Source organism: Pantoea sp. CFCC18177 (genome assembly GCF_059412425.1).
Genome location: NZ_JBNBPL010000018.1, coordinates 1 through 25,641, shown reverse-complemented (window position 1 = coordinate 25,641; position 25,641 = coordinate 1). Strand labels below are relative to the sequence as shown.

Genomic DNA, 25,641 nt, shown 5'->3' with positions numbered 1-25,641 from the left:
ACGGACGCGGGGTGGAGCAGCCTGGTAGCTCGTCGGGCTCATAACCCGAAGGTCGTCGGTTCGAATCCGGCCCCCGCAACCAATTGTCTTAAGAAGAATACAATGTGAAAAGTCGCTAACGCGGCAGACGGACGCGGGGTGGAGCAGCCTGGTAGCTCGTCGGGCTCATAACCCGAAGGTCGTCGGTTCGAATCCGGCCCCCGCAACCAATTACAGATAAGCACCTTAACGGGTGTTTTTTTGTTTTTGGCGTTTGGCCAAAATAAGGCGGCATTGCCGCCGCCCTTTTATACCCAAAATAATTCGAGTTTCAGGAAGGCGGCAAGTGCATGAATCCTCAGGAGCTTACTGAAGTAAGTGACTGAGGTGAATGCATGTAGCCAACGCACCTGAACCAAAAGTAGGCCCCATGAGGGGACTTGAAGTATGAAGGGTATATCAGCGATGTGCCAGCACCGCCCCTTTCTCGAAATATGCCTTGATACCATGCAAAATCGCCTCAGCGACCTGATGCTGATAACGTGCTGTGCGCAATTTACGCTCCTCCTCCACGTTACTGATAAAGGCCGTTTCCACCAAAATTGAGGGGATGTCCGGCGCTTTCAGTACCGCAAAGCCAGCCTGATCAACCGTGCGTTTGTGCAGGTGATTGATGTGCCCCATGCGTGACAGCACTTCTTTGCCAAACTTCAGGCTGTCGCTGATGGTCTGACGCTGCACCATATCGAACATGGTGTGGTCGAGATAGCGATCGCCGCTCATGCTTACCCCGCCGATCAAATCCGATTCGTTCTGGGTTTGTGCCAGGTAGCGCGCCGCCGTGGACGTTGCCCCACTGGTGGAAAGTGCAAACACTGAGGAGCCTCGCGCCGCGCGGCTGGTGAAAGCATCTGCGTGTATCGACACAAACAAGTCGGCGCGCTGCTTACGCGCCTTCGCCACGCGCACCCGCAAGGGAATAAACACATCCTCGTTGCGTGTCATGTAGGCTTTCATATTGCGTTCTTTATCGATCAGCGCCTTAAGATATCGACCAATCTTCAACACGATATCTTTTTCCCGCGTCTTGTATTTACCATGCGCGCCGGGATCTTCCCCACCGTGTCCTGGGTCAATCATGATAATGATCGGACGATCGCGCCCCGCTTTACCCGGCAACGGTGCCTGCGCGGGCTGATCGCGATCGAGTTCACCCTGGTTGTAATCGTTCAGTAACGCCAGTAGCGGATCCTCTTCCGGCGACGGCTGGCTGGGGTAGAGATCTACCACCAGGCGATGCTTAATACCGGCCACCGGTGCCAGCGTGAAAATCTTCGGTGCGACGTTACGCTTGAGTTCCAGCACCACGCGCACCGTGTTGGCATCGAACTGACCGACACGGGCATTTTTGATATAGGGATCGTCAACGCGCACTTGCTTATCCACCCCTTTCAGGACCGGATTGATATGCAGGTTATCGATGTCGATCACCAGGCGATCGGGGTTGCTTAAAGTGAACTGTTTATACTTAAGCGGAACATTCGACTCCAGCGTCACGCGGGAGTAAGTCGAGGAAGGCCAAATACGCACCGCCACAATATGCTGGCTGGCCGCAAGGCCGGTACGCGTCACGCTTAAAAGAAATAGCGCGCCTGCGCCCTGTAATAATCGTCGTCGTGTGAAAGCTTCAGACATGCCGCTCCAACTGCTGTGTAGTGTCTAAAATATCGTCAATTGACGATGAGAAGGCGAAAACTTTGTTGGGCTATCCGTGTCATGTTTTGCCAGAAAAACCAGATAATGCAGTCTGTTAGCGAGGGTTGCATCAGGAAAATCGTAAAGTAACGTCAGGCCCGGCGCTTGCAATAGCAGGCAAAAGAGCATAAAAATACAGAAATTTAGAATAAACATTCACAGAGGGTTTGCCGTGAAGGAACGTAGTACTGAACTGGTTCAGGGTTTTCGCCATACCGTTCCCTATATAAATACCCATCGTGACAAGACCTTTGTCATTATGCTGGGTGGCGAGGCCATCGAGCATGAGAACTTTTCCAGTATCGTTAATGACATTGGCCTGTTGCATAGTCTCGGCATTCGCCTGGTGGTTGTCTATGGTGCCCGACCGCAGATTGACGCCAGCATGGCACAGCAGCAGCTGGAACCGATTTATCACAAACATACACGCGTCACCGATGCGCAATCACTGGAGCTGGTGAAACAGGCTGCCGGGCGTTTACAGCTGGATATCACGGCACGCCTGTCGATGAGCCTGAACAACACTCCGCTGCAAGGTGCGCATATCAACGTGGTCAGCGGCAACTTTATTATCGCGCAGCCGTTGGGCGTCGATGATGGTGTCGATTACTGCCACAGTGGTCGTATTCGTCGTATAGATGAAGAAGCAATCCACCGTCAGTTGGACAACGACGCCATTGTGTTGCTCGGTCCTGTCGCAGTCTCCGTTACCGGTGAGAGCTTTAACCTCACCTCGGAAGAAGTAGCCACCCAGTTAGCCATCAAACTCAAAGCCGAGAAAATGATAGGCTTCTGCTCCGAGCAGGGTGTCACCAACCGTGAAGGCACCATCATTTCCGAACTGTTCCCGAATGAAGCGCAAGCGCGTATCGATGAAATGGAAAGTGACGGTGATTTCCTGTCTGGCACCGTGCGTTTCCTGCGCGGCGCTGTCAAAGCCTGCCGCAGCGGCGTTCGTCGCAGCCACCTGATCAGCTATCAGGAAGACGGTGCTCTGCTGCAAGAGTTATTCTCACGTGACGGTATTGGTACGCAGATTGTGATGGAGTCTGCCGAGCAGATTCGTCGTGCGACCATTAATGATATCGGCGGCATTCTGGAGTTGATTCGCCCGCTGGAGCAGCAAGGCATTTTGGTGCGGCGTTCACGCGAGCAGTTGGAAATGGAGATCGACAAATTCACCATTATTCAACGTGATAACCTGACTATCGCTTGTGCGGCTCTCTATCCGTTCCCGGATGAGCAGATTGGTGAAATGGCCTGTGTGGCGGTACATCCTGATTATCGCAGCTCTTCACGCGGCGAGCTGTTGCTGGAGCGCGTGGCACTGCAAGCGCGTCAGATGGGGCTGAAGAAGTTGTTCGTGCTCACCACACGCAGTATTCACTGGTTCCAGGAGCGCGGCTTTACGCCGGTGGATATTGAGTCTCTGCCCGAGAGCAAGAAGCAGATGTATAACTATCAGCGCCGTTCAAAAGTGCTGATGGCGGATTTGGGTTAATTAACGCATCGCGTGAATTTTCAGTGCACATAAATGCGCACTCTACAAAAATGACCCCGGGTATGTAAGGTCGGCATTTTTGCCGACCCCTCCCTATTCCCCACCTAACCTCTCCAGCAATCCACTGCGGCGCTGAGTACGCAACTGCACCGCCCGGCGGAATACGCCGTCATCGCTGTATAACGTGAGCTGCTTGCGGGCGCGGGTAATCGCGGTATAGATCAATTCGCGCGTCAGCACCGGCAAGAACTGGGCGGGCATCACTAAGGCCGTGTGGTCAAACTCCGAACCCTGTGACTTATGCACTGTCATCGCCCACGCGGTGTCATGCGCAGGCAAGCGGCTCGGCTGAACGGCTTTGATACTGCCATCGGGCAACGGGAAGAACACTTTGAGCAGCCCCTCGTCATCGAACAGCGTGATGCCGATATCGCCATTGAACAACCCAAGGGCATTGTCGTTGCGCGTCACCATCACCGGGCGCCCCTGATACCAGCGGCTGCCGCCGGTGGGTCGACGAGTCAACTGCATCTGCAGCAACTTCTGTTCAATACGCTGATTCAACCCCTGCACACCAAACGGACCTTCGCGCAGGGCGCACAGCAGTTGATAACGTCCGAATGCCGCCAGGATCTCGCTGGGCTGCGCGCGCTGACTGACTAACCGCAGAAACGGCCGATACCCTTCAGCGATTTCCGACAGCATCGCCTGATAGGCTTCGCCGTCATTCAGCGGCTGGCGAGCGATATCGCTAAAACCAGCCTGAAATGCCGCTTCAACGGCTTTAGACTCACCGGCATTCACTGCGGCTGCCAGTTGACCGATTCCTGAATGCGCATCGAAACGGTAGCTTTTACGCAGCAGACAGATTGCGTCACGCACCGCTGGGGCGCGGCTGTCATCATTGCCGTCAACCTCACAGCCGGTTAAGGCATGCAGCTGAGCCGCACGCGCCGTGCTGTAACCCGCTTCCGCACAGCGACAAATATCCCCCAGTACCGCACCCGCTTCTACTGAGGCAAGCTGGTCACGGTCGCCAAGGAATATCACGCGCGCCTGCGGCGGTAATGCGGCAATCAGATTGGCCATCATGCCAAGATCGACCATTGAAGCTTCATCCACCACCAGCACATCGAGATGCAGCAAATTGCCCGCATGATAGCGTAAGCGTTGTGTCTCAGGCTGCGCACCCAGTAAACGGTGTAAGGTCGTGGCTTCAGCGGGGAAGCGCTGGCGCTCAGCCTCACTGACCGGCAGCTTCTGCAGCGCTTTGCCGAGGGATTCGGTGAGCCGCGCCGCCGCTTTGCCTGTCGGGGCAGCAAGCTGAATACGCAGCGCCCCGTCACTCAAGCGAATCAGCGCCGCCAGCAGTTTTGCCACTGTGGTCGTTTTCCCAGTGCCGGGCCCACCCGATATCACCGCGGTTTTCTGCGTGAGGGCCACTGCGGCAGCGATTTTTTGCCAGTCATCCGGCTGGGTACCAAACAGGTTATCCAGCACCTCACGCACCCTTTCGTTAGCGAATGGCTGCGGTGCTGACTGCGCCTGGAAGAAGCGGGCCACCTGCCCCTCATTGTGCCAGAATCGATGCAGATAAAGACGATCATCACAAAGCACTATCGGCGCTGCCTGCTCGCTGCTGCTCAGGGCAGACCAGTTCGCCAGGATCGATGGCCAATCCTGTTGCTCCCCCGCCGCCAGCCAAATAGCCTGCGCCAACTCCGCGTGACGTCCCTTAAACAAGTTCTCTTGGCTCAGTTGAAACAGCGGTAAACAGACGTGCCCTTCCCCCGCTTCCGCGCTGAGGCAAGCGGCGGCCAATAACCGTGCCGGTTGGCTGTCGTCGGCTAAAAGCAGTGCAAACTGGATATCCAGCGGGCGCAATAAGCGCAGCTCAGCCGCCTGCGCAAGCAGTGCTGTCATGCCGCTCATACTGTGGCTCCTGGCCCGCGAAACAGGCTATCTAACTGTGAAACAAATTCCTGAGTCGGGCGAGTGTGGAATACGCCATTGTCAGGCGAACTGCCATCCAGCCCACGCAAGAACAGGTAAAACACGCCGCCAAAGTGCTGATCATAATCGTAATCCGCCAGGCGATGTTTAAGATAGCGATGCAACGCCAGCGAATAGAGTTGGTACTGCAAGTCGTAGCGGTGGTCAATCATCGCCTGTTTCATCGCTTCCGGCGTGTAAGCTTCACGGCTGTCGCCCAGCCAGTTGGATTTGTAATCCAGCAGGTAATATTTGCCCTGCCAGCGGAACACCAGATCGATAAAGCCCTTCAGCATGCCCTGCACCTGGCGAAACTCAAGCGATGGTGCATTCGATGACAAGGCATCCTGGCGTATCACGCTATCCAGCGCGTCCGCTGTTAGCAGACCGTCAATCGGCAAATAGAAACCCATCTCCACTAAACAATCGCTGGCCTGCACCTCGGCAAGCTTAATGCCCTGCGCGTTAAGTGGCGTACTCACCACTCGCGCAATCCAGTCACTGAGCATCGGCTGCCAGTGCAGCGGATAGCCATTTTGCTGCAGATGTTGCTCCAGCTTTTCAGCGGTGGGGGGCTGCGGGAAATCCAGCGATTCAAACAGTTCGTGCAGGAAGGTTCCTGGCGCCGCACCGCGTGGGAAATGATGCGGCGTCAGTGTGGTTTCGCTGTCATCTTCCTGAAGATCTTCACCGGCCGCCTCAATATCAAAGCTCGGCATGACATCAAGCAGCCGTTGGTTACCATGCTGCTGCAAACCGGAGTAGCTGGTCACGCGCCAGGATTCAACCAATGGACGCGTGACTGAGCGCGCCGTTAGCTGACCATCTGCGGTTACGGCTTCCTGCCAGCGTTCGGCATCGTCATCTTGTACTGACACCACTTCAGTGCCCGCTGCGTTCATCTCACTCAGCAGCACGGCCAGTTGCTCGGCTGTCGCCGCCTCGCCGCGTTGTAACAGGTATCCCAGTGCACTTTTGTGTAGATCGCTCACGCCCTCTTTCTTGCGCGTACCGCGAAACAGCGGCGCAACCCCCACGCTGCAGTGATACACCGAGCGCGTCAGCGCCACGTACAGCAAGCGCAAATCTTCCGCTAAGCGTTCCTGTTCCGCCAGCGCCAGGCTTTCATCATCAGCTTGCAGATCCAGCACCGCTGCGAAATTTTCACGATCGTGATAAAGCGCGGTATCGGCTTCGCGGAAACCGGCGGCAAAAGGCAGCCACACCAATGGATACTGCAGCCCTTTCGATTTATGAATGGTGACGATTTGCACCAGATGGCGATCGCTTTCCAGACGAAGTTGCTGGCTGGATGACTGGCTGTCCGGGCTGTCGATCTGCTGCGCCAGATAACGCACCAGCGCATGGGGGCTGTCGAGTTGCGCGGCAGCCTCCTGCAATAGCTCGCCCAGATGCAACAGGTCTGTCAGACGGCGCTCACCGTTTTCCGAGGCCAACAGGTTTTCCGCCAACTGGCGTTCCAGCATCAGCTGGCGCAGCATCGGCAACACGCCCCGCTGCTGCCACAACAGCTGCCAACGTGCGAAAGTCTCCACCAGCGTATCCCAGCCGCGCGCATCCTGATCCAACCTGTCCAGTTGTGCCGCGTCAAACGCAAACAGCGAGGTCGCCAGCGCGGTACGCAGCATACGCTCCTGTTCCGGTGCCAGCACCGCCTGGAGCAACCATAACAGCTCGCGCGCCTCTGGCGTGGTGTAAACACTGTCACGGTTTGAGAGATAAACCGAGGGAATCCCCAGCTGATTCAGCGCTTCACGAATCAGGTTGGCTTCGTTGCGACTGCGTACCAAAACCGTGATGTCTGAGGCCTGTACCGCACGCTGCGCCGGAGCTTTACCCAGCATGGCGCGCTGTTGCTGCCCTGCCTGCAACCAGCGGCTGATATCCGCGGCACATTGCCGCGCCATCGCTTGCTGATAATCGCCCACACTGCATCCCTCACCCGGTTGCAGCCAGAGGCGTAAGGCTGCCTGCTCCTGTTGGTCGATACTGAGTGAAAGTGTTTGATTCGGCGGCGCAAACTGCACCGGCAGAAACGGAATAGCCTCAAACAGGAACGGAGAATCAAGCCGTGCAAACAGCTGATTGACGCTTTCCACCATCGCGGGAGAAGAGCGCCAGTTGGTATCGAGCGTGTAGTGGGCACTGACTTCACTGCGCGCGCGAATATAGGTAAAAATATCCGCACCACGAAACGCATAGATCGCTTGTTTTGGATCGCCGATTAGCAATAACGCATGTTCCTGCTGCTGAATATAGAGCGTGCGGAAAATACGGTATTGCAGGGGATCGGTATCCTGAAATTCGTCAATCAGCGCCACCGGATAACGCTGACGGATCGCTTGTGCCAGCTGCTCGCCACCGGGCTGCTGTAGTGCATCATCCAGTCGGCTTAACAGGTCATCAAAGCCGAGTAACGCTTGTTGCCGCTTTTCTTTGCGCACTGCCGCGCGCACGTCGACTAGCGCCCGGGCAATCACCACATCGCGCAGTGACACAGGCTGCGAGAGGAACCTCTCGATGGCTGAGAACAGCGTATGCTGAGGAGGATTGCCCTTTTTGGTTTTCTCATCAAGCACCTGTTGTGCAAAGCGCGCCAGTTCAGCAGGCACCTGATAATCGCAGGTTTCACTCTGCGCCCAGAAGCTGACTTTATTCACCCAAACCGGCAGATTTTTACTGCTGTAGCTGCGCTTATCCACATCCGACTGGGCGACGATGGTCAATACCTCATCGCCCACCGCGCGCCACTGGGCTTTCATCGCGTCAATACGCGCCAGATTTTCATGATGCCGAGAGGTTATGGTTTCCGCGTCACCCGGCGGTTGCCGCAGGCTGGGGGATTCGCCCTGCAACCACGGGCGTAACGTCGCCAGCAGTTGCTCTGGTCCATTCCATTCACTGACAATCACGCGAGCGATATCCAGCGTCAGCGGGTAGCAGTGACGACGCCAGAAATCGGCAGTAGCCTGCCGCAACAGTTGATGTTCATCTTCGATCAACTGCTGTTCAAACAGCATGCCAGACTCAAAGGCGTTGAGATTGAGCATGCGTTGGCAGAAGCCGTGGATAGTAAAGATGGCCGCCTCATCCATCTGGCGTTCGGCGGCCAACAGCAATGAGGCGGCATCTGCTGGCTGTGGAATTTCGTGCAACAACTGCATCAGCATGGGGTTGCTGCTGGCGCCGCGAATACAGGCCAGCCGCAATTCATGAATGTTGGCGCGGATACGTCCACGCAGCTCTGCGGTGGCCGCCTCAGTGAAAGTGACCACCAGAATTTCTTCCACTGACAGCGGGCGGGAATAAGCATTCGCCCCGCCCAGCCCCAGTAATAAACGCAGATAGAGCAGTCCGATAGTGAAGGTTTTTCCGGTGCCAGCAGACGCCTCAATCAGCCGTTCACCGCGTAAAGGCAGCGTCAGCGGATTAAGCGATTCTGGCAGTTGCAGCTGACTCATTGCGCATCACTCTTAACCGGCAAGGATTGCTGTAATTTCTCAACCTGATCCCAGGTGGTGAAGCCAGGGAGTGGCGCATAATCATCTTTGGTTGCGCCATCGTGGCTGCCGCCGATTTGTGACACCATCGCCATACCTTGCTGTGCTATCACCGCTTTATGGAAGAAATCCGCCAAACCTGCAGGCGTGAGTTTCTGAATTTGCTCAATGGCTTTCTCTCGCGTATCAAAGGCAAAATTCTGACGATTGAAATCGCGGTTATAACGATTGGCTTCTTCATCCAGCGTTTGTGGGCGCTGTTTCAAATCATTGATTAATGCCTGCTGATATTGAGCGAAATCTTCCGGTTTCATGTCACGCAAGCGTTGTTCTGCCTGCGGATAGAACGCCTCGAAACGCTGCATCAGATAAGCCGGTTGCTTACTGTTACTCTGTAGCAGGAAACCAATCCCCCACTGACGACCAATCGGCATTTGATAGGAGAACACCGCATAGCCCAGCTGTTCCTGGGTGCGTAACTGGTTGTAGAACCACGGCTGCACAATCTGGCTCAGCATGGTGCTGTTGGCCATGCTTTGGTACTCGTCATAGCCGAGCGGGACGTAAAGGGCTGCCAGCGCCGAATCGGTGCTGCTACCAGCGGTTTGCAGATTCGCCTTCATGGCTTTGTCGATCGCCACGTAATTACTGTGCCAGTAACCCTTGCCATCACTGTGCAACTGCTGCTGCAAATCAGCGCCCAGTTGCTTAACCCGATCGGCTGAGAGGTTCCCCACCACCATCATTTCTGGCGTAGCCTGGCGTAACAGAGCATCACGATAATCGATGACATCTTTCAGCGTGAGGTCTTTCACCAGCTTACGGCGCGTTTCACGCTGGGTATAAGGCAGTTGCGACAACATCTGCATTGGCTGTATCGCCTGCTCAAACGCTTTGCCCTTCTCTGCGGCTTCCAGTCGATCCAGATACCAGGATTTAGCCTGCTCCAACTGCTGTGCATCCGGTTGGAAAGTGGCATACCCCTCAACCAGTTTTTTCAGCAATTCCGGCAAGCGCTGGGTAAAGCCGCTGGCATTGAACACAATGCCGTCATCCTCGCCCGTCGAGAAGCTGATGCCGCTGACGGAGGCCTGAGAATTCAACTCGTCCAACGCCACACTAGACAGATAATCATTCAGACCAAACAGCACCTGCTGGCGCGCATCGCTGATAGCGGCCTTGTTACGCAGCGCCAGCGTAATCGCCGCCTTCGGTTCGCTGGCGTAGAACTGGCTTGGCATCCAGTAAATACGCATGCTATCAGCATTGGTAAGCGCTACCGGGTGAGTGTAGGTTTTACCATCTGAGGGAATCAGCGAAAAATCCGATGGGATATAGGGATTGAGCGTCGGCATTGAGAGCTGAATCTTCGCCCCACGCTGCTGCCAGTCACTAAACTGCGCCGCACTGATTTTATCCACCTGATAAGGTGCGTTGACGAAATAGGCTTCTTTGTTATGCGGCTCACCAGGACTGATGTACCAGATGCGCGCATTTTGCGGCGTCATCTCATCAAGGCGAGATTTGATGGCCGCCGGGTCGAAGTTGTCCGCCAGGTAAGGGGCATCCAGTGCATGATCGATTGGTACGCGCAGCATGGTGTCCACCAGCCACTCGATGTAATCCATGTCACGCGTAATCGAAGGGTAACGGAAATCCAGCGCCAGCACGTGTGACACTTCGTCAAAATAGCCTATATCAATGCCCTTAGTACGCAGCATATCAAGGTAGTTGAATACCGCAGCCACCACTTCATCACGCTGCGCCAGACCTTTATCCGTCAGTGAAACCGTAATGGCAAAGACGCCGCTGTTACGGTCGGTCATTGGGTCAGCACCCGCATTGACACCGTCGGCCAGCCCCTGTTTTTGCAGCCAGTCGTTAAGGGTGTTTTTACTGCGGTTGCCAAGAATGTAGCTGATCAAGGTGTCGGTTTTGCTGCGGAACTGATCGCTGTTGTTAGCAATGCGGAATTCAATTTTCAGCTGCTTGCGCGGTTGGGCAGGCACATAGTGAATGATGATGCCTTTCTGCGCATCGGTCACCACCGGCACTTCAATCTTCGGTACGATTGCCTGATGGTTGCTGACGCGACCAAAGGTCTGGGCCGCAATATCCGCCATCTCCGGCAGTGATTTATTACTGTAAATCACCGCTTTCATCAGGTTGGCGGAATAGTGGCTGTGATAAAAATCGGTCAGTGCCTGATGCAAATTACTGTCGGGTTTATCACGCAGCGTGTCGAGATTACCGCCGGAATAGCGCGATCCAGGGTGCGCGGGATTGAGGGTTTCAGCTCCCACTTGCGCCATACGCAAACCATCACGCGAGCGCGCCATGGTGAGTTCCGCATTAACCGCATGGCGTTCGCGATCGGCATTGACCGGATCAAGCAAGGGCTCAGCAATGGCATCGGCGAGACGATCCACTGCTGGCTGCAACGCATCGTTTTCCACTTCCAGATAGAATGCGGTGCGATAGGAAGCGGTGCTGGCGTTGTGGCTGCCGCCATGTTTTTTTAGAAACTCCGCGAGATTGTCTGGCTGTGGATAAAGCTTGGATCCCATCAACACCATATGTTCGGTGTAGTGCGCTAACCCCAATTGCTGATTAGGATCGTCAAGCGATCCAATCGGCAGGGTGATCGCCGCGAGAGATTTAGGTGCTGCGGCATCCGACACCAGCAGTACCGTCATGCCGTTGGTCAGCGTAATCGCCTGATAACTGCGTGGATCGTGATCGCTTTTGCGAATGGTTTCATTGATGGGCTGCCAGCCGCGATCGGTATCGGCAAAGGCACTCAGCGCCAGCATGCTCAGCAGCAGCGCTCCTATCCAGCGTGCGTTAATCCGCATTTAAACCCCTTTCGTTACCCTATACCGCTGGCTGTGTGCCCAGCGGAGAAAAAACAGACTTTTTTATGATTTTGAGAACAACAGCAAAGGCTGCCGTTACCCGATTGCTATTCATCATCTTGATGCGCGAGGCGCACTGGTAAATACCACTGACGTGCGGCAGTGACGATAGCCTGTACGGCTTCGTCATCCAGCGTACGGCACAAACGCTGCAGATAAGGATCGCTGCCCTCTCCCTCGACCTGGAACCCACCTTGCCAGGCTTGCAGCAGTTTGTTAAGTGCCTTTTTCTGGGTAGCTTCATCATCCAGAAGCTGACGTGATTTACCGTCGAAGCTGGCATCCAACCAGGCGCCACCCGACTTATTGAGCAACATCAGTGGCTCCGTCATGCCCATTTGCCAGGCGCTGATGTAATCACTTAGCAGTGATTGGGCCTGATCGGCGCTGACCGCTTTGAAACGCCAGTGACTCTGTTTACGGCCATACATGCGGCTTTCCCCAGTCCCACCCAGTGCGCAATAAACCAGATGCTCCAGCCACAGTAGCAGCCCATCATTCATGTTCAGCACGCCCGGTCGCCAGCGCAGCAGTCCATCAGCTTGCACCTGTGTCAGCCAGCCGGTCAACTGCACATCATTAAGCGCTAGATTGATCTCCCAGCTTTCGGCCATTTGACGCTGTCCACTGACTTCAGCAGCCACTTCCTGCATCTCTTCGGTCTGACTCTGCCAAAAAAGTTCCCCAAAAGCGCCATAAGGCAGATTACCGGCCGCGCGATGACGCGCATAAAGCTGTGCCGGATCGTCGCCATCAACCAGCGTATTCAGTAGCTGCGCATTGATTTGGTAACGCTCAAGACTGTCTGGCGCAAAAGGTTCGCTATCGGGTAATTCACTCTCCTCCATCCAAAACGCGACGCCTAAACGCTGCTGGAACCAGGCCCGCACCGGGTGGCGCCAGAAGCGCAGCAGTTGTTCCAGAGACAGCGTCTCCAGTGTCATAGACTCCAACGGCTGTACGAAGTCAGGTTGCGCCACGCCGGTGCCAGTGGCGGCAGGCAGCCATTCTGCGGCAAAGCTTTGGCCATACGCCCCCGGCTGGAAATTTTCTGCGGCAAACGGCATACGGCTGTGCAGTATTTGCAAATGATCACGCACCCGCTGCTCACTGACATCTGGCTCACAGGATTGATCACCCGGCAAACAGAAACTCTGCCCGAGGTAATCCACCAACTCGGTAACCAGTACCGAGGGATAGCGCTCGGTGTTGTCCTGAATCGCGCGCCCGATATAACTGATATAGAGCTGTTGCTGAGCGGAAATCAGCGCTTCGAGGAACAAGTAACGGTCATCATCCCGACGGCTACGATCGCCTTTGCGCGCCCGCTGTTGCATCAAATCAAAGCCCAAAGGGGCCAGTGTGCGGGGATAAACGCCATCGTTCATGCCCAACAAGCAGACCACTTTGAACGGGATTGAACGCATCGGCATCAGGGTACAGAAATTTATGGGGCCTGCCAGGAACCGCTGGCTGATGCGTTGTTGATCCAGCCGCGAGTGCAGTTCATCACGTAATAACGTCACGGGAATCGGCTGCTGATAAGCCGCCTGCATGCCTTGCTCAATGATCTGCTTCCACTGCGTCTCTACCAGCAAAAGCGCCGCCTCACTCTCGGCATCGCCGGCAAAGAAGCTGTCGATCAGTTCACGACACAGGGGCTGCCACGCTGATAGTGTGCGCTCTTCCGCCAGGCGCTTACGCCATGCGTCGAGCAGCGACAGTAATTCAGCCAGATGTCCGGCGAGTTCTGCAATTAAACCGCTGGATTCGTCGTACGGCAGTATCCCCTGCCAGTCTCCGTTACGGCTCTCCAGCGCGTAGCCTAACAGCATACGTTGCAGGCCAAAGCGCCAGGTATGTTGGCCAGTCACCGGCAGGGCCAGTGCTTCTACACTGGCATCATCCAGTCCCCAGCGAATACCGGATTCCATCACCCAGCGACGCAGCAAACGCAGGCCGCTCTCATCCACCGAGAAACGCTGCGCCAGCGCGGGCACTTCCAACAGTGCCAATACTTCTTCAGAAGCAAAACGACTTTCCGGCAGTGACAACAAGCTGAGCAATGCCAGAATCGCGGGGTGTGCCTGGCTGGCACGGCGATCGGAGATGGCAAAGGGCAGATAGCGTTCGGTCGGTGCGCTGGCGAAGGCCGCCTGAATAAAAGGCGCATAGCTGTCGATATCCGCCACCATTACGATGATGTCACGTGGTTTCAGGTCAGGATCGGCCTCCATCAGCGCCAGCAAGTGATCCTGCAAGACTTCGACTTCGCGCTGCGGGCTATGGCAAACCTGCAAGGTAATAGAGCGATCCGCTGGATCGAGCAGACGTTTTTTGCTGCTATTTCCCAGTTCATCGGCGTTGACTCCGATGACTGACCGGTCATCAAGGTTGAGCAGATCGGCCTGCAAGCTGTGCAGCAGGTTGTCGTGCGGCATCTCCACAAAGGCATCAATATCGTTAGCAGCAGACTCCATCTGGCTGAGCAAAAACAGGTTATCGCGCCCTAATTTTCCCCACGATGCCAGCAGCGGGTTCGTGAGTTGCTGTTCGCCTGCCTCGTTAAACAGCGCAGGAGCCGCCTCTGGATCACGGAACAGCGGTTGCCGCTCTTCAGACTGCACCCGACGACGCTGGCGGCTTTGTAGCTTCGCCAGAAATGCATAATCCTGGATATCGCCCCAGTAGTGCCGACAGGGATTGGTAAACAGCAGATGGATATCAATATGACGTCCGAGTGCTTCCAGCGCCTGAAGGTAAACCGGAGGCAACGCGGAGATGCCACAGATAAAGACACGTTGCGGTAAGCCTGCTGGCGGCGTCTCTGCCTGCTCCAGCGCCTGGATAAAACGTGCGTAGAGGTTGGCACGGTGCCACATCGGCTGGCCGAGCTGCTGCGTGAACTCGACCAGGTCGCGCCACAGCGGCGCCTGCCACTGCTGCGCATCACTCAAATCTTCAATCAGTTCACCGCGTTCCCAACTGTTAAGCCAGTCAGAGCGATAAACCAGATACTGGTCAAACAGGTCGGCGACGCGTGCGCTGAGCTGATACAGCTTACGTTTGTCATCATCATCACTAAGATAGTGGCGCAGCGGCTGAAAAGCCTCCTGCTCCAGTAGCGTCGGTAGGCGGTGCATCAGCTTCCAACTCATGCTGGCTTTGGTGAAGGCGCTCTCTTCAGGAATGCCGGGCAGCACCTTGACGAACATGTTCCAGATAAACGTGGCGGGCAGTGGGAAATCGATGTTCGCAGCAATACCAAAGCTGTTTGCCAGCTCCATCTGTAACCATTGCGCCATGCCGGGGCTTTGCACCAGCACCTGCTCAGCCGCGAGCACATCCGTCAGCGGTTGATTTTCAATCAAAATACCGGCCAGATTCTTCAACAGATCGAGCTGATTGGAGTGGTAAACCCGGAACATAAGTCTCCTAGTGAGAGGTAAAACAGCGCAGCCTGGTCACTCTACCCTGTATCGCCGGGGATGCCTATCGCGGAGGTCACCTCAGCGACAATTGAGCCGCGCCAGGCTGGCACTTCGTTGTTGTGGACCCACTACGGTGACGCTTTCCAACACACAGCCCAGCGCGATAGTTTGCTGCTGGTGCTGAATCTGCCAGCCTTCAACGTCACGGCCCAGCAGGGCTTGGCCGGCAACCCGCCACGCCTGGCGCTGTTGCCATTGCTGACTGAAACCCAGCGCCAGGGCGCGGTGGTATTGCAATAAGGTGCTGATGGTCATTGCCAGCAACAGCATCGCCACTAAGGTTTCCGCCAGGCTAAAACCCTGCTGCTTACGGCTGGCATTGCTCTGCCTTTGGAAGCGGACAGTAGTCGATTCTCCCTTGCGCCTGCGGCTGCAGTGAGTGACTTTGCCGCGCGACCCATTGCCAGAGCCGAAGTTCACGGCCTTCTTCTTGTCCTGATAACAGTGCATTCCCCTCCTCCATAATGAGTAAACAGCTTTGCCACCGCTGTGACGGCAATGTCTGACATTGCCAGCCCGAGACCGGAGGCCAACTCTGCACCAGACCCCATTCCAGCGCGGCTTGTGCTTGCCAGAAATCTTTATGATGCTGCTGCTCGTCGGCCACCAGAACCACGTCCTTTTCGAGCTGGATACGTGTAGCGTGCAAGGTCACTCCGCCCAGCAGTAACAGCATCAGCACCATGCCCAATGTGCTGTTACCGCGCTGATTCATAGATTCCAGCCTTCAATCCAACTTTCCTGTTGCACGCGCTGACTGCCCGCGCGCCCTGACAGTTGCAGTATCAGTCGTGTCCCTTGGCGCTCCAGCCGAAATTTGTCGATGGCAAGAAACGCAGGATCGGTCATGCGCTCCCAACCGCTGCCATTGCAGTGTTCCACGCCGCGCTGCATTTCCATCTGCCCATTGCGCAGACGGTAGCCGTAGTAGTCACTCTCACTGCTGCCGACCCCTTCCCAGCGCCCATTGCTGTTCTCGTCCCAGCGCAACAAAACACAGTTGCTGGCGATGGTGAGTGCCGGCCCGCTGCACTGGCCGCGACAATAGCCCGCACGCTGGAGGGCTTTTTGCAGCGTGTGAGCGACCTGCTGTAGCTCCTGTTGCAGCTGAACACGCTGCTGCAATTGCAGATTTTCCGCTAATAACAGAGGTAAAAATCGACCCACGCTGACCATCAAAATGGCACCTACCGCCATGGCGATCAGCATCTCCAGTAGGCTGAAGCCTTCCTGACTTATTCGCACCCTTTGTCTCCCATGTGGCAGGCGCGAATGCGGGCGCGGGCGGAAATAATCAGCCGCCACTGTCCGGCTTCACTTTCCATATTGATGCTGCCTGGCCGCGCCACATCACGGCGTCCGTAAAAGCCCGGTTCTCCAACCAGTCCGGTAATACGTACCCCGTTATGCGGTGGGGTGAACCACCAACGCGAAGGTAACGCACAACCCTGTGAGGGTTGAGTACCGACGCCGATGCAGCCGTTGCCGCCAGGGATAAACCACAGCGTGAAATCACTGTTATGCCAGTTCGCGTGCGCACGCAGCCGGGTCAGGAACCCTTGTAACTGCTGCACGCTGTCACGTAACTGTTGATGCTGCTGCCAGCGCTGCCAGCTGTGCATTGCTCCAAGGCTAAGTATGCCGGCGATGACCATAACGATGAGCAGCTCAGGCAAGGTAAAACCGGCGTTCGGGTATTTGTTCATGGCGCTCACTCTGCGTTGAAGTCAGAGCGGCAACAAGCATCGAAGTGGCAGGATGGAATTTATCGCGCAGGAGAGTTTTGCGCGGTGCAGGCAGAGACAAATTTATGCGAGACAGATGCAGAATAAGCATAAAAAAACCCTGCACGATGGCAGGGTTTCAGGTTGATGCAAGGCGTTACACCGCCACTGGCGCTTTAATCGCTGGATGCGGGTCGTAACCTTCGATCTCGAAATCCTCGAAGTTGTAATCGAAGATAGAGGCAGGTTTACGCTTGATCACCAACTTCGGTAACGGGCGTGGTTCGCGCGTTAACTGCAGCTGCGCCTGCTCCAGATGGTTGCTGTACAGGTGCGTGTCGCCGCCGGTCCAGACAAAATCACCCACTTCGAGATCGCACTGCTGAGCCACCATATGCACCAGCAGCGCATAGCTGGCGATATTGAACGGCAGGCCGAGGAAGATATCGCACGAGCGCTGATACAGCTGACAAGAGAGCTTGCCGTTCGCCACGTAGAACTGGAAGAACGCATGGCAAGGTGCCAATGCCATTTGGTCCAGCTCACCCACGTTCCATGCCGACACAATAATGCGGCGTGAATCAGGATCACGTTTTAACTGCTCAATCACTTTGCTGATCTGGTCAATTTCTTCACCAGAAGCAGTGCCCCAACTGCGCCACTGCTTACCGTAAACCGGCCCCAGATCGCCATTCTCATCGGCCCACTCATCCCAAATCGTCACCTTGTTATCTTTCAGGTAAGCAATATTGGTTTCGCCTTTGAGGAACCACAGCAGTTCATGGATGATTGAACGCAGGTGCACCTTCTTGGTGGTGACCAGCGGAAAACCTTCCTGCAAATTGAAACGCATCTGGTGGCCGAAAATGGACAGCGTGCCAGTACCGGTACGGTCGGCTTTCTCTGCGCCTTCATTCAGCACATGTTGCATTAAGTCCAGATACTGTTTCATTTTACCTCACGAGTTTGTTGCTGCGGACGACGACGGTACGCCCAAATCATCATGACCACACCGGCCACAATCATTGGGATAGAGAGGATCTGCCCCATGCTGATGCCGCCTTCGAACAGGCCCAACTGCGCATCCGGCTGGCGGAAGAACTCCACAATAATACGGAATGCGCCGTAGCCAATCATGAACAGGCCGGAGACGCTGCCCATCGGACGCGGTTTACGAATAAACAGGTTGAGAATGATGAACAGGATGATGCCTTCCAGGAACAACTCATACAGCTGCGAAGGATGACGCGGCAGCACACCGTAGGTGCTCAGCAGTTGCTGATATTGTGGGTTGTTGGCCGCCAGCGCGATGTCTTCGCTGCGGGAACCTGGGAACAGCATGGCAAATTTGAAGTTCGGATCGACACGGCCCCACAGCTCACCATTGATGAAGTTACCGAGACGACCGGCACCCAAACCAAAGGGAATCAGCGGTGCAATAAAGTCTGAAACCTGGAAGAAAGTACGCTTGGTGCGGTGCGCAAACACCAGCATCACCACAATCACCCCAATCAGACCGCCATGGAACGACATGCCGCCATCCCAGACTTTGAACAGATACAGTGGATTGTCGAGGAACAACGGCAAGTTATAGAACAGCACGTAGCCGATACGGCCACCGAGGAACACGCCGAGGAAGCCCGCATACAGCAGATTTTCCACTTCCTCTTTTTTCCAGCCGCTGCCAGGTTTATTGGCCCGGCGCACCGCCAGCCACATAGCAAATACAAAGCCCACCAGATACATCAAGCCGTACCAGTGAAGCGAAATCGGTCCGATAGAGAAAATTACCGGATCGAATTGGGGAAACGAAATGTAGCCGTTAGTCATCTTTCACCATCGATTTTTCTGCCCTGAAAACGGGTCTGGCTAAGGGGTCATACAATAAAAGGCTGCGCATGATAGCACAGCCGCTTTTCACAAATGGCGTGGAAATGTAAACGCCGTTAACGGCCGCCGCGAATCAAACCACCTAAACCACGGCGTTCCATAAAGGCGGAAACCAGATGCCGCACTTCTGACGCGGTGTGCGCCGCCACACCCTGCTCGCTCAGCTTCTGCGTTTCTTCGTGGTCTAGATGGCGCAGAAGGTATTTCACGCGCGGTATGTTTTTCCCGTTCATGCTGAGGTGGTGATAACCCAACCCCACCAGCAGGGCGACACACATCGGATCGCCAGCCATTTCACCACACAGGCAGAGTTCCAGCTTGGCCTGATGAGCTTCGTAAGCGATGGTTTGCAACGCGCGCAGCATCGCCGGATGCAGCGGATCGTAGAGATTCGCCACGCGGGTATTGTTGCGATCCACCGCGAGCAAATATTGAGTGAGATCGTTGGTCCCCACGGACACAAAGTCCACGCGATCGGCCAGATGCGGGATCAAGAACAGCATCGAAGGCACTTCGATCATCACGCCAATACGCGGTTTGGGGATCACATAACCCAGCATCTCTTCCACTTCACGACCGGCACGATCGATCAGGCGACGCGCATCATCGATCTCATCGATGTGGCTAATCATCGGTAGCAAAATGCTGAGGTTGCCTGACGCCACGTTGGCGCGCAGCATCGCACGCACCTGCACCAGGAAGATTTCCGGCTGGTCGAGCGTCAGACGGATACCCCGCCAGCCCAGACACGGGTTTTCTTCACTGATCGGCATATATGGCAGCTGTTTATCTGCGCCGATATCCAGCGTACGCAGCGTCACCGGCTTGTCGTAGAACAGCTGCAACATGCCCTGATACTGCGCCACCTGCTCCTCTTCAGAAGGGAAGCCGTTTTGCAGCATAAACGGAATTTCGGTGCGGTAGAGGCCGATGCCATCTACCCAGCTATCCAGCGCCTGTTCATGCTCTGGGCTCAGGCCGGCGTTGAGCATCACCTGCACACGTTCGCCGCTTTTCAGCTCGCCGGGCTGTTCCACCACGCCTTCGGCCATCTTACTCAGCGCGTTCTCTTCGCTGATTAAGCGTTGATACTCCTGCACCAGCACCGGTTCAGGATCGATCAGCACTTCGCCGCGATAGCCATCAACGATTAACAGGCGTTTATTGAGATGCGCAGGGATGATATCCGCGCCCATCACGGTGGGAATACCCATGGCGCGCGTCAATATCGCCGCGTGAGAGTTAGCCGCACCATCGCGCACCACCACCCCCGCTAAACGCTCTTGTGGCAGCTCTGCCAGAGTGGTTGCGGTGAGTTCGTCGGCGACCAGCACAAAGCGTTCCGGCCACGCGTTAGTGCCGACCAGCGTATCATCGAGATGGAAGAGCAAGCGCTGGCCGAGCACACGCAGATCGCCCGCACGTTCGCGCAGGTATTGATCCTGCAAATTGGCAAACTGTTCAGCGAATTTCTCGATCACCGTTTTAACCGCCCACTCGGCGACCGATCCGCGATCGATCTCAGCAAAGAGATCCTTTTTCAGACGCGCATCGGTTAACAGGTGTGAGTAGAGATCGAATATCGCCGCACTCTCTTTCTGCACGCTGGCAGCAAAGCGCTTACTGAAGCGGCGAAACTCATTGCTGGCTTCACTCATCGCGACGCTTAAACGTTCACGTTCGCGCTGGACATCCAGCGTGGAAGCCGCAGAGACCTGATCGAGCAGCGGCTGGGTTTCATCAACCCAACCCGGCGCCACGGCCACGCCTGGCGCTGCTGCAATCGCTTTAACGCGCGTCTGACGGAACTGACCAAACAGCTGACCCAGTTGGGATTGCGACAGGAGTCCGGCCATTTGCGTCGCCAGCGTAACCAGGAAAGACTCTTCGCTTTCATCAAACTGGCGATGTTCACGCTGCTGCACCACCAGCACGCCAAGCAACTGGCGTCGGCTGATGATCGGCACACCGAGGAAGGAGCGATAACGCTCTTCTTTTACTGAGGGAATGTATTTGAAGCTGGGATGGCTCTGCGCGTCGGCAAGGTTAATCGGCTCGGCTAAGCGCCCAACCAGCCCGACAATACCTTCATCAAACGCCAGCGTGATGGTGCGACCGCGCGGCTTTTTAAGCCCGCGCGTCGCCATCAGGTAATAGCAACGCCTGTCGTGATCGGCGAGATACACCGAGCAAACCTCGGTTTCCATCGCAAGGCAGATTTCATTTACCAAGATGTCGAGTGCTTCATTCAGACGCGGAGCACTCGCCACTTTTTCTACAATTTCGCGCAACTGAGTGAGCATAAAGGGCGTGGCCTATCCTCTTTTACGTCGATGGGCGGCGTTGTTGTTACTACGCTGCCCCGCACTCTCCTGCATAGACATCACTACGCCCGCAAATTCTTTCATGACCCGACGATAAACGTCGCGTTTGAAAGAGACCACCTGGCGCACCGGATACCAGAAGCTGACCCAGCGCCAGCCGTCGAATTCCGGCGTGCTGCTGTGCTGCACATTGATCTCCGCGTCACTACACATCAACTGCAGAAGAAACCACTTTTGTTTCTGGCCGATACACACCGGCTTTGTGTCCCAACGCACCAAACGTTTTGGCAACTTGTAACGTAACCAGTTACGGGTTGAAGCAAGTATTCGAACATCTTTGCGGTGTAAACCCACTTCTTCGAACAGTTCGCGATACATCGCCTGTTCAGCAGTTTCACCCGGATTGATGCCTCCCTGAGGAAATTGCCAGGAGTGCTGTCCAAAGCGCCTGGCCCATAACACTTGTCCTTGCCTGTTACAGATTACGATACCAACATTCGGGCGGTAGCCATCATCATCGATCACTGGACTACCTCAAAGCTAAATTTGAATAGCCTGATTGTTTCACACTCCTTACAGGCGGTAAACCACTGGATATCCGGGGAGATAGCAGAATAAAAACAGGATAACTCACAGAGTTTAGCCAAGTTATGAACAGCCAGGCACTTTTAAGGGCGATCTTATGCACCTTTTCTGTGGATAGCTTTGTGCAGAACACGGGAATGAGTTGAATAACCGCTTCAGAAAAATCTCATTAAGGCAGCCATGGATAGCACTAAAAATGCTATTAATCATATTGATAGGAAAAAATCGCGACTCAATATTGATAAGGATCCAGAGTAAATAACAGAGAAGTTTTATCATCTGCTCAAAGATCCACCAGTGACGCATTTATCCACAGAGAATGCCCTAAACCTGGTCAAATAAAGGAAAAAAAGCGTTCAAATCGCTAAAGTCAAGGCTGTAAATCGAAACAGGGGTTGTTCTAAGGGGGCTTATCCCAGTTTTCTGTGGATAAGTAGGTTTAAGATCCTGTTCATTGTCGATAACAAACTGGGATAACCTTGTCATAGCACTCAATGCTGCGGGACAATCGCCATAAAAAAGCACACTGAATCATGCTATTATCTCAGTTATTCAATCTGTATAGATGTGGAAAACCCACAGTCACGCAAGCTGTTCATCCTTTAACCAATATGAGTTTTGCCATGAATTCCCCTGCTTTATTGCCAACACCGCCTCAAGATGAAGTGGAATTGCTGCAACGCGCACAACAGCTGGCAGGCCAAACCTTTGCGGCTCTGGCCGCACAGCTGGGTTTACCCGTGCCCGCGAATTTGAAGCGCGACAAAGGCTGGGTCGGCATGCTGATTGAGTTACATCTCGGTGCCAATGCCGGAAGTAAAGCAGAACAGGATTTCGCGCATTTGGGTATCGAACTCAAGACCATTCCTGTGGACGCGCAGGGCAAGCCGTTGGAAACGACCTTTGTCTGTGTCGCCCCCCTCACCGGCAACAGCGGGGTCACCTGGGAGACCAGTCATGTGCGCCATAAACTTTCTCGCGTCCTGTGGATCCCGATTGAGGGTGATCGCGCCCTGCCGTTAGCAGAACGCCGCGTCGGTTCAGCGCTGCTGTGGCAACCGAGTGAAGAAGAAGATCAACAGTTGCGGGAAGACTGGGAAGAGTTGATGGATATGATCGTACTCGGCCAAGTCGAGCGTATTACCGCGCGCCACGGCGCCTGGCTGCAAATTCGCCCGAAAGCGGCCAACAGCAAAGCGCTGACGGAAGCCATCGGTGAGCACGGAGAGCCTATAATGACGCTACCACGCGGTTTTTATCTCAAGAAAAGCTTCACCGGCCCGCTGCTGGCGCGCCATTTTTTACTGTGATTTTCTGAAACAGAGACACGATGGGTTCAGTTTGCAGCACAAAAGTGCCTTACGGCGCTTTTGAACAGCGCTTGCGCTGGCCCGCAGGGTGAGGCCGAATCACGCGGCAAGCGCGAGCATCCCCAGAAACTTACATCAGTAAGTGGCTGGGTGACCGCGAGCAGCCAACGCAGGTGCAGGCTCAACCAGGACGTGTATAATCGCCGTTTAACATTCGTTTAGATTAGGATTAAAGGTCACATGTTTGACTGGATTGCTGATCCCAATGCCTGGCTGGCACTGGGAACATTAACCATTCTGGAAGTGGTTCTGGGTATCGACAACATTATCTTCCTCTCTCTGGTAGTGGCGAAACTCCCCAAACATCAACAAAACAAAGCGCGTCGCCTCGGCTTGATGGGTGCCATGCTGATGCGCCTTGGCTTGCTGGCCTCCATCGCTTGGGTAGTCAGACTGACTAACCCTCTGTTTTCACTGATGGATCATGCTTTTTCCGCGCGCGATTTGATTCTGCTGTTTGGTGGTCTGTTCTTGCTGTGGAAATCCAGCATGGAGATTCATGAGACCATCGAGGGCGGTGAAGGGGAACACAAAACCAACGTCCACTCCTTTTTGGGTGCCATCGTGCAGATCATGCTACTGGATATCATCTTCAGCCTTGATTCGGTGATTACCGCCGTGGGCTTATCGGATCATTTGTTCATTATGATGGCGGCGGTGGTGATTGCCGTATTAATGATGATGTTCGCGGCGCGCACTATCGGCGAGTTTGTGGAACGTCACCCATCGGTCAAAATGTTGGCGTTAGCCTTCCTGATTCTGGTCGGCTTTACCCTGATTCTGGAGAGTTTTGGCATTCATGTACCAAAAGGTTACATTTATTTTGCCATGTTCTTCTCAATGGCGGTGGAGTGCCTGAACCTCATGCGCAGCAAGAAGAGCGCGGCTTAGCGTTGTCAAGGGCGAGCGCATCTCGCCCTTTAATTTTAGGAATGATGCGATTACGTCAGCCAGCAAAAGCATTTATTACTACACTTTTGCAGTTGAAGTAGGTTGAGGGAGATAAGAATGAAAGGGTTGGTAAGTGCAGTTGGATTGATGCTGGTCGCGCTGACGTTAAGCGGTTGCAGCAGTAATTATGTGATGGCGACCAAAGATGGTCGCATGATTCAGACCGATGGTAAGCCGTCCATCGATAAAGAGACCGGTCTGGTGCAGTACACCGATGAGCAAGGTCATGAAATGCAGATCAATGGTGACGAGGTTTCCACCATCATTGAGCGTTAAGTGCCAAATTCCATCGCCTGCACAACTTTTCCCCCTGTGCAGGCGATTTCCCGAACTTTCCCCCCTTCCTTCCGCGCTGCTTCACAGGCTATAGTCCCAGAGGACACAACATTCCATTTCATAATGAAAAAAGGAAGCCGGCAATGCATTATCACCGCATCCCCCACAGTACGCTGGAAGTCAGCCAACTGGGATTAGGAACCATGACGTTTGGTGAGCAAAACAGCGAAGCCGACGCCCACGCGCAACTGGATTACGCGATTAGCAGCGGTATCAACCTGATTGATACTGCTGAAATGTATCCGGTGCCGCCGCGCCCGGAAACTCAGGGATTAACTGAACAGTACATCGGCAGCTGGCTCAAAAAGCGCGGCAGCCGCGACAAAATCATTCTGGCGAGCAAAGTGGCTGGGCCGGTGCGCGGCGCAGATGCGTCGATCCGCCCACATCAGGCACTGGATCGCAAAAACATCCGTGAAGCTTTGGATGCCAGCCTCAAACGTCTCAATACCGATTACCTCGACCTCTATCAGCTGCACTGGCCGCAACGCCAGACCAACTTCTTCGGCAAGCTGGGTTATCAGTACACCGAGAATTCGGTGCCTGTCACTCTGCTGGAGACGCTGGAAGCGCTGACCGAGCAAGTACGCGCCGGTAAGATCCGCTACATTGGCGTCTCAAATGAAACCGCCTGGGGCGTGATGCGCTATCTGCAACTGGCGGAAAAGCATGAGCTACCGCGTATTGTCACCATCCAGAACCCGTACAGCTTGTTGAACCGCAGCTTTGAAGTTGGCCTGGCTGAGATTAGTCAGCATGAAGGTGTTGAGCTGCTGGCCTACTCCAGCCTGGCGTTTGGTACCTTAAGCGGCAAGTATCTCAATGGTGCAAAACCTGCAGGCGCGCGTAACACCCTGTTCAGCCGCTTTACCCGCTATAGCGGTGAGCAGTCGAACCAGGCGATTGCCGCTTACGTGGAATTAGCCAAAAAGCACAATTTGGATCCTTCGCAGATGGCACTGGCTTATGTGCGTCAACAGCCATTTGTCGCCAGCACCCTGTTGGGCGCAACGACGATGGAACAGCTGAAGATTAACGTGGAGAGTTTCAACCTGACGCTGAGCGCCGAGGTGTTAGAGGAACTGGAAGCGATTCATCGCCAATATACGTACCCTGCACCTTAATTTCTATTTGCATATTGGTTGCGTTTTTTGACCTGGTGCGCATAAAGGTACAACCGGGCACATGGGTAACAGATCAGACCGAGCACATAGGTAACACTTTTGTGCTCAGTCGATTCGAATAATACTTTTTTCTGCCCGGTCATAATACGCCAGTATCACCCTGTCGAAGAGGATGACGTCAAC

At 54.8% G+C, this 25,641-nt stretch carries 18 protein-coding genes and 2 tRNA genes; 7 read left to right on the top strand and 13 right to left on the bottom strand.

Annotated elements, in window-relative coordinates; all coding sequences use genetic code 11:
- Positions 1 to 5: 5 nt before the first annotated feature.
- Positions 6 to 82 (top strand) — tRNA-Met (locus ACPUC8_RS17555).
- 50 nt (positions 83 to 132) lie between these two features.
- A tRNA-Met gene (locus tag ACPUC8_RS17550) sits at positions 133 to 209 on the top strand.
- Positions 210 to 438: 229 nt separating this feature from the next.
- Here the strand turns inward: ACPUC8_RS17550 and amiC are convergent.
- On the bottom strand, positions 439 to 1,674 hold the full coding sequence (gene amiC / locus ACPUC8_RS17545; protein ID WP_494926912.1) for an N-acetylmuramoyl-L-alanine amidase AmiC: 1,236 nt from the start codon (positions 1,672 to 1,674) through the stop codon (positions 439 to 441).
- A 232-nt stretch (positions 1,675 to 1,906) separates the two neighbouring features.
- On the opposite strand from amiC, the gene argA reads away from it, so the two are divergent.
- Positions 1,907 to 3,235 (top strand): amino-acid N-acetyltransferase, encoded by a 1,329-nt coding sequence (argA, locus tag ACPUC8_RS17540; protein ID WP_039333254.1) that lies wholly within the window; start codon positions 1,907 to 1,909, stop codon positions 3,233 to 3,235.
- Between the two features lie 93 nt (positions 3,236 to 3,328).
- Here argA and recD read toward each other — a convergent pair whose 3' ends face one another.
- The 12 genes from recD to rppH all read right to left on the bottom strand — a co-directional run bounded on the left by recD (position 3,329) and on the right by rppH (position 21,617).
- A complete protein-coding gene (gene recD, locus ACPUC8_RS17535; protein ID WP_494926911.1) occupies positions 3,329 to 5,167 on the bottom strand; it encodes an exodeoxyribonuclease V subunit alpha in 1,839 nt (612 codons plus the stop codon).
- Complete coding sequence (gene recB, locus ACPUC8_RS17530; protein ID WP_494926910.1) at positions 5,164 to 8,709, bottom strand: exodeoxyribonuclease V subunit beta; 3,546 nt, start codon at positions 8,707 to 8,709, stop codon at positions 5,164 to 5,166. The genes recD and recB overlap by 4 nt, the downstream gene beginning before the upstream one ends.
- Positions 8,706 to 11,603 carry a pitrilysin gene (gene ptrA, locus ACPUC8_RS17525; protein ID WP_494926909.1) on the bottom strand — a complete coding sequence of 966 codons (2,898 nt, stop codon included), beginning with the start codon at positions 11,601 to 11,603 and terminating at the stop codon, positions 8,706 to 8,708. Before ptrA ends, recB begins: the two co-directional genes overlap by 4 nt.
- 107 nt (positions 11,604 to 11,710) lie before the next feature.
- A complete protein-coding gene (recC, locus tag ACPUC8_RS17520; RefSeq protein WP_494926908.1) occupies positions 11,711 to 15,091 on the bottom strand; it encodes an exodeoxyribonuclease V subunit gamma in 3,381 nt (1,126 codons plus the stop codon).
- Positions 15,092 to 15,172: 81 nt separating this feature from the next.
- The gene (locus ACPUC8_RS17515; RefSeq protein WP_231568875.1) at positions 15,173 to 15,445 is read right to left on the bottom strand and encodes a prepilin-type N-terminal cleavage/methylation domain-containing protein; all 273 of its coding nucleotides are present in this window, start codon (positions 15,443 to 15,445) and stop codon (positions 15,173 to 15,175) included.
- Between the two features lie 16 nt (positions 15,446 to 15,461).
- Positions 15,462 to 15,869 carry a DUF2509 family protein gene (locus tag ACPUC8_RS17510; RefSeq protein ID WP_494926907.1) on the bottom strand — a complete coding sequence of 136 codons (408 nt, stop codon included), beginning with the start codon at positions 15,867 to 15,869 and terminating at the stop codon, positions 15,462 to 15,464.
- A complete protein-coding gene (locus tag ACPUC8_RS17505; RefSeq protein WP_494926906.1) occupies positions 15,866 to 16,399 on the bottom strand; it encodes a prepilin peptidase-dependent protein in 534 nt (177 codons plus the stop codon). The genes ACPUC8_RS17510 and ACPUC8_RS17505 overlap by 4 nt, the downstream gene beginning before the upstream one ends.
- On the bottom strand, positions 16,390 to 16,860 hold the full coding sequence (locus tag ACPUC8_RS17500) for a prepilin-type N-terminal cleavage/methylation domain-containing protein (RefSeq protein ID WP_039333238.1): 471 nt from the start codon (positions 16,858 to 16,860) through the stop codon (positions 16,390 to 16,392). Before ACPUC8_RS17500 ends, ACPUC8_RS17505 begins: the two co-directional genes overlap by 10 nt.
- A gap of 175 nt (positions 16,861 to 17,035) precedes the next feature.
- Positions 17,036 to 17,830 (bottom strand): thymidylate synthase, encoded by a 795-nt coding sequence (gene thyA, locus ACPUC8_RS17495; RefSeq protein ID WP_494926905.1) that lies wholly within the window; start codon positions 17,828 to 17,830, stop codon positions 17,036 to 17,038.
- Positions 17,827 to 18,708, bottom strand: coding sequence for a prolipoprotein diacylglyceryl transferase (gene lgt, locus ACPUC8_RS17490; RefSeq protein WP_494926904.1), 882 nt, complete (start codon positions 18,706 to 18,708; stop codon positions 17,827 to 17,829). The genes thyA and lgt overlap by 4 nt, the downstream gene beginning before the upstream one ends.
- Before the next feature lie 116 nt (positions 18,709 to 18,824).
- Positions 18,825 to 21,071 (bottom strand): phosphoenolpyruvate--protein phosphotransferase, encoded by a 2,247-nt coding sequence (gene ptsP, locus ACPUC8_RS17485; RefSeq protein ID WP_494926903.1) that lies wholly within the window; start codon positions 21,069 to 21,071, stop codon positions 18,825 to 18,827.
- Positions 21,072 to 21,083: 12 nt separating this feature from the next.
- Positions 21,084 to 21,617, bottom strand: a complete 534-nt coding sequence (rppH, locus tag ACPUC8_RS17480) for an RNA pyrophosphohydrolase (protein WP_039333229.1) — start codon at positions 21,615 to 21,617, stop codon at positions 21,084 to 21,086.
- A gap of 683 nt (positions 21,618 to 22,300) precedes the next feature.
- Here rppH and mutH point away from each other — a divergent pair.
- The 4 genes from mutH (at position 22,301) to ACPUC8_RS17460 (ending at position 25,458) form a co-directional block, all read left to right on the top strand.
- Positions 22,301 to 22,987: a DNA mismatch repair endonuclease MutH gene (gene mutH / locus ACPUC8_RS17475; RefSeq protein ID WP_039333227.1), complete on the top strand. Its 687-nt coding sequence runs from the start codon at positions 22,301 to 22,303 to the stop codon at positions 22,985 to 22,987.
- 240 nt (positions 22,988 to 23,227) lie between these two features.
- Entirely contained in the window at positions 23,228 to 23,938 is a 711-nt protein-coding gene (locus ACPUC8_RS17470) for a TerC family protein (protein ID WP_039333225.1), read from the top strand.
- 117 nt (positions 23,939 to 24,055) lie between these two features.
- Positions 24,056 to 24,274, top strand: coding sequence for a YgdI/YgdR family lipoprotein (locus ACPUC8_RS17465; RefSeq protein WP_039333223.1), 219 nt, complete (start codon positions 24,056 to 24,058; stop codon positions 24,272 to 24,274).
- A gap of 143 nt (positions 24,275 to 24,417) precedes the next feature.
- Complete coding sequence (locus ACPUC8_RS17460; protein WP_058969890.1) at positions 24,418 to 25,458, top strand: NADP(H)-dependent aldo-keto reductase; 1,041 nt, start codon at positions 24,418 to 24,420, stop codon at positions 25,456 to 25,458.
- Positions 25,459 to 25,641: the final 183 nt, after the last annotated feature.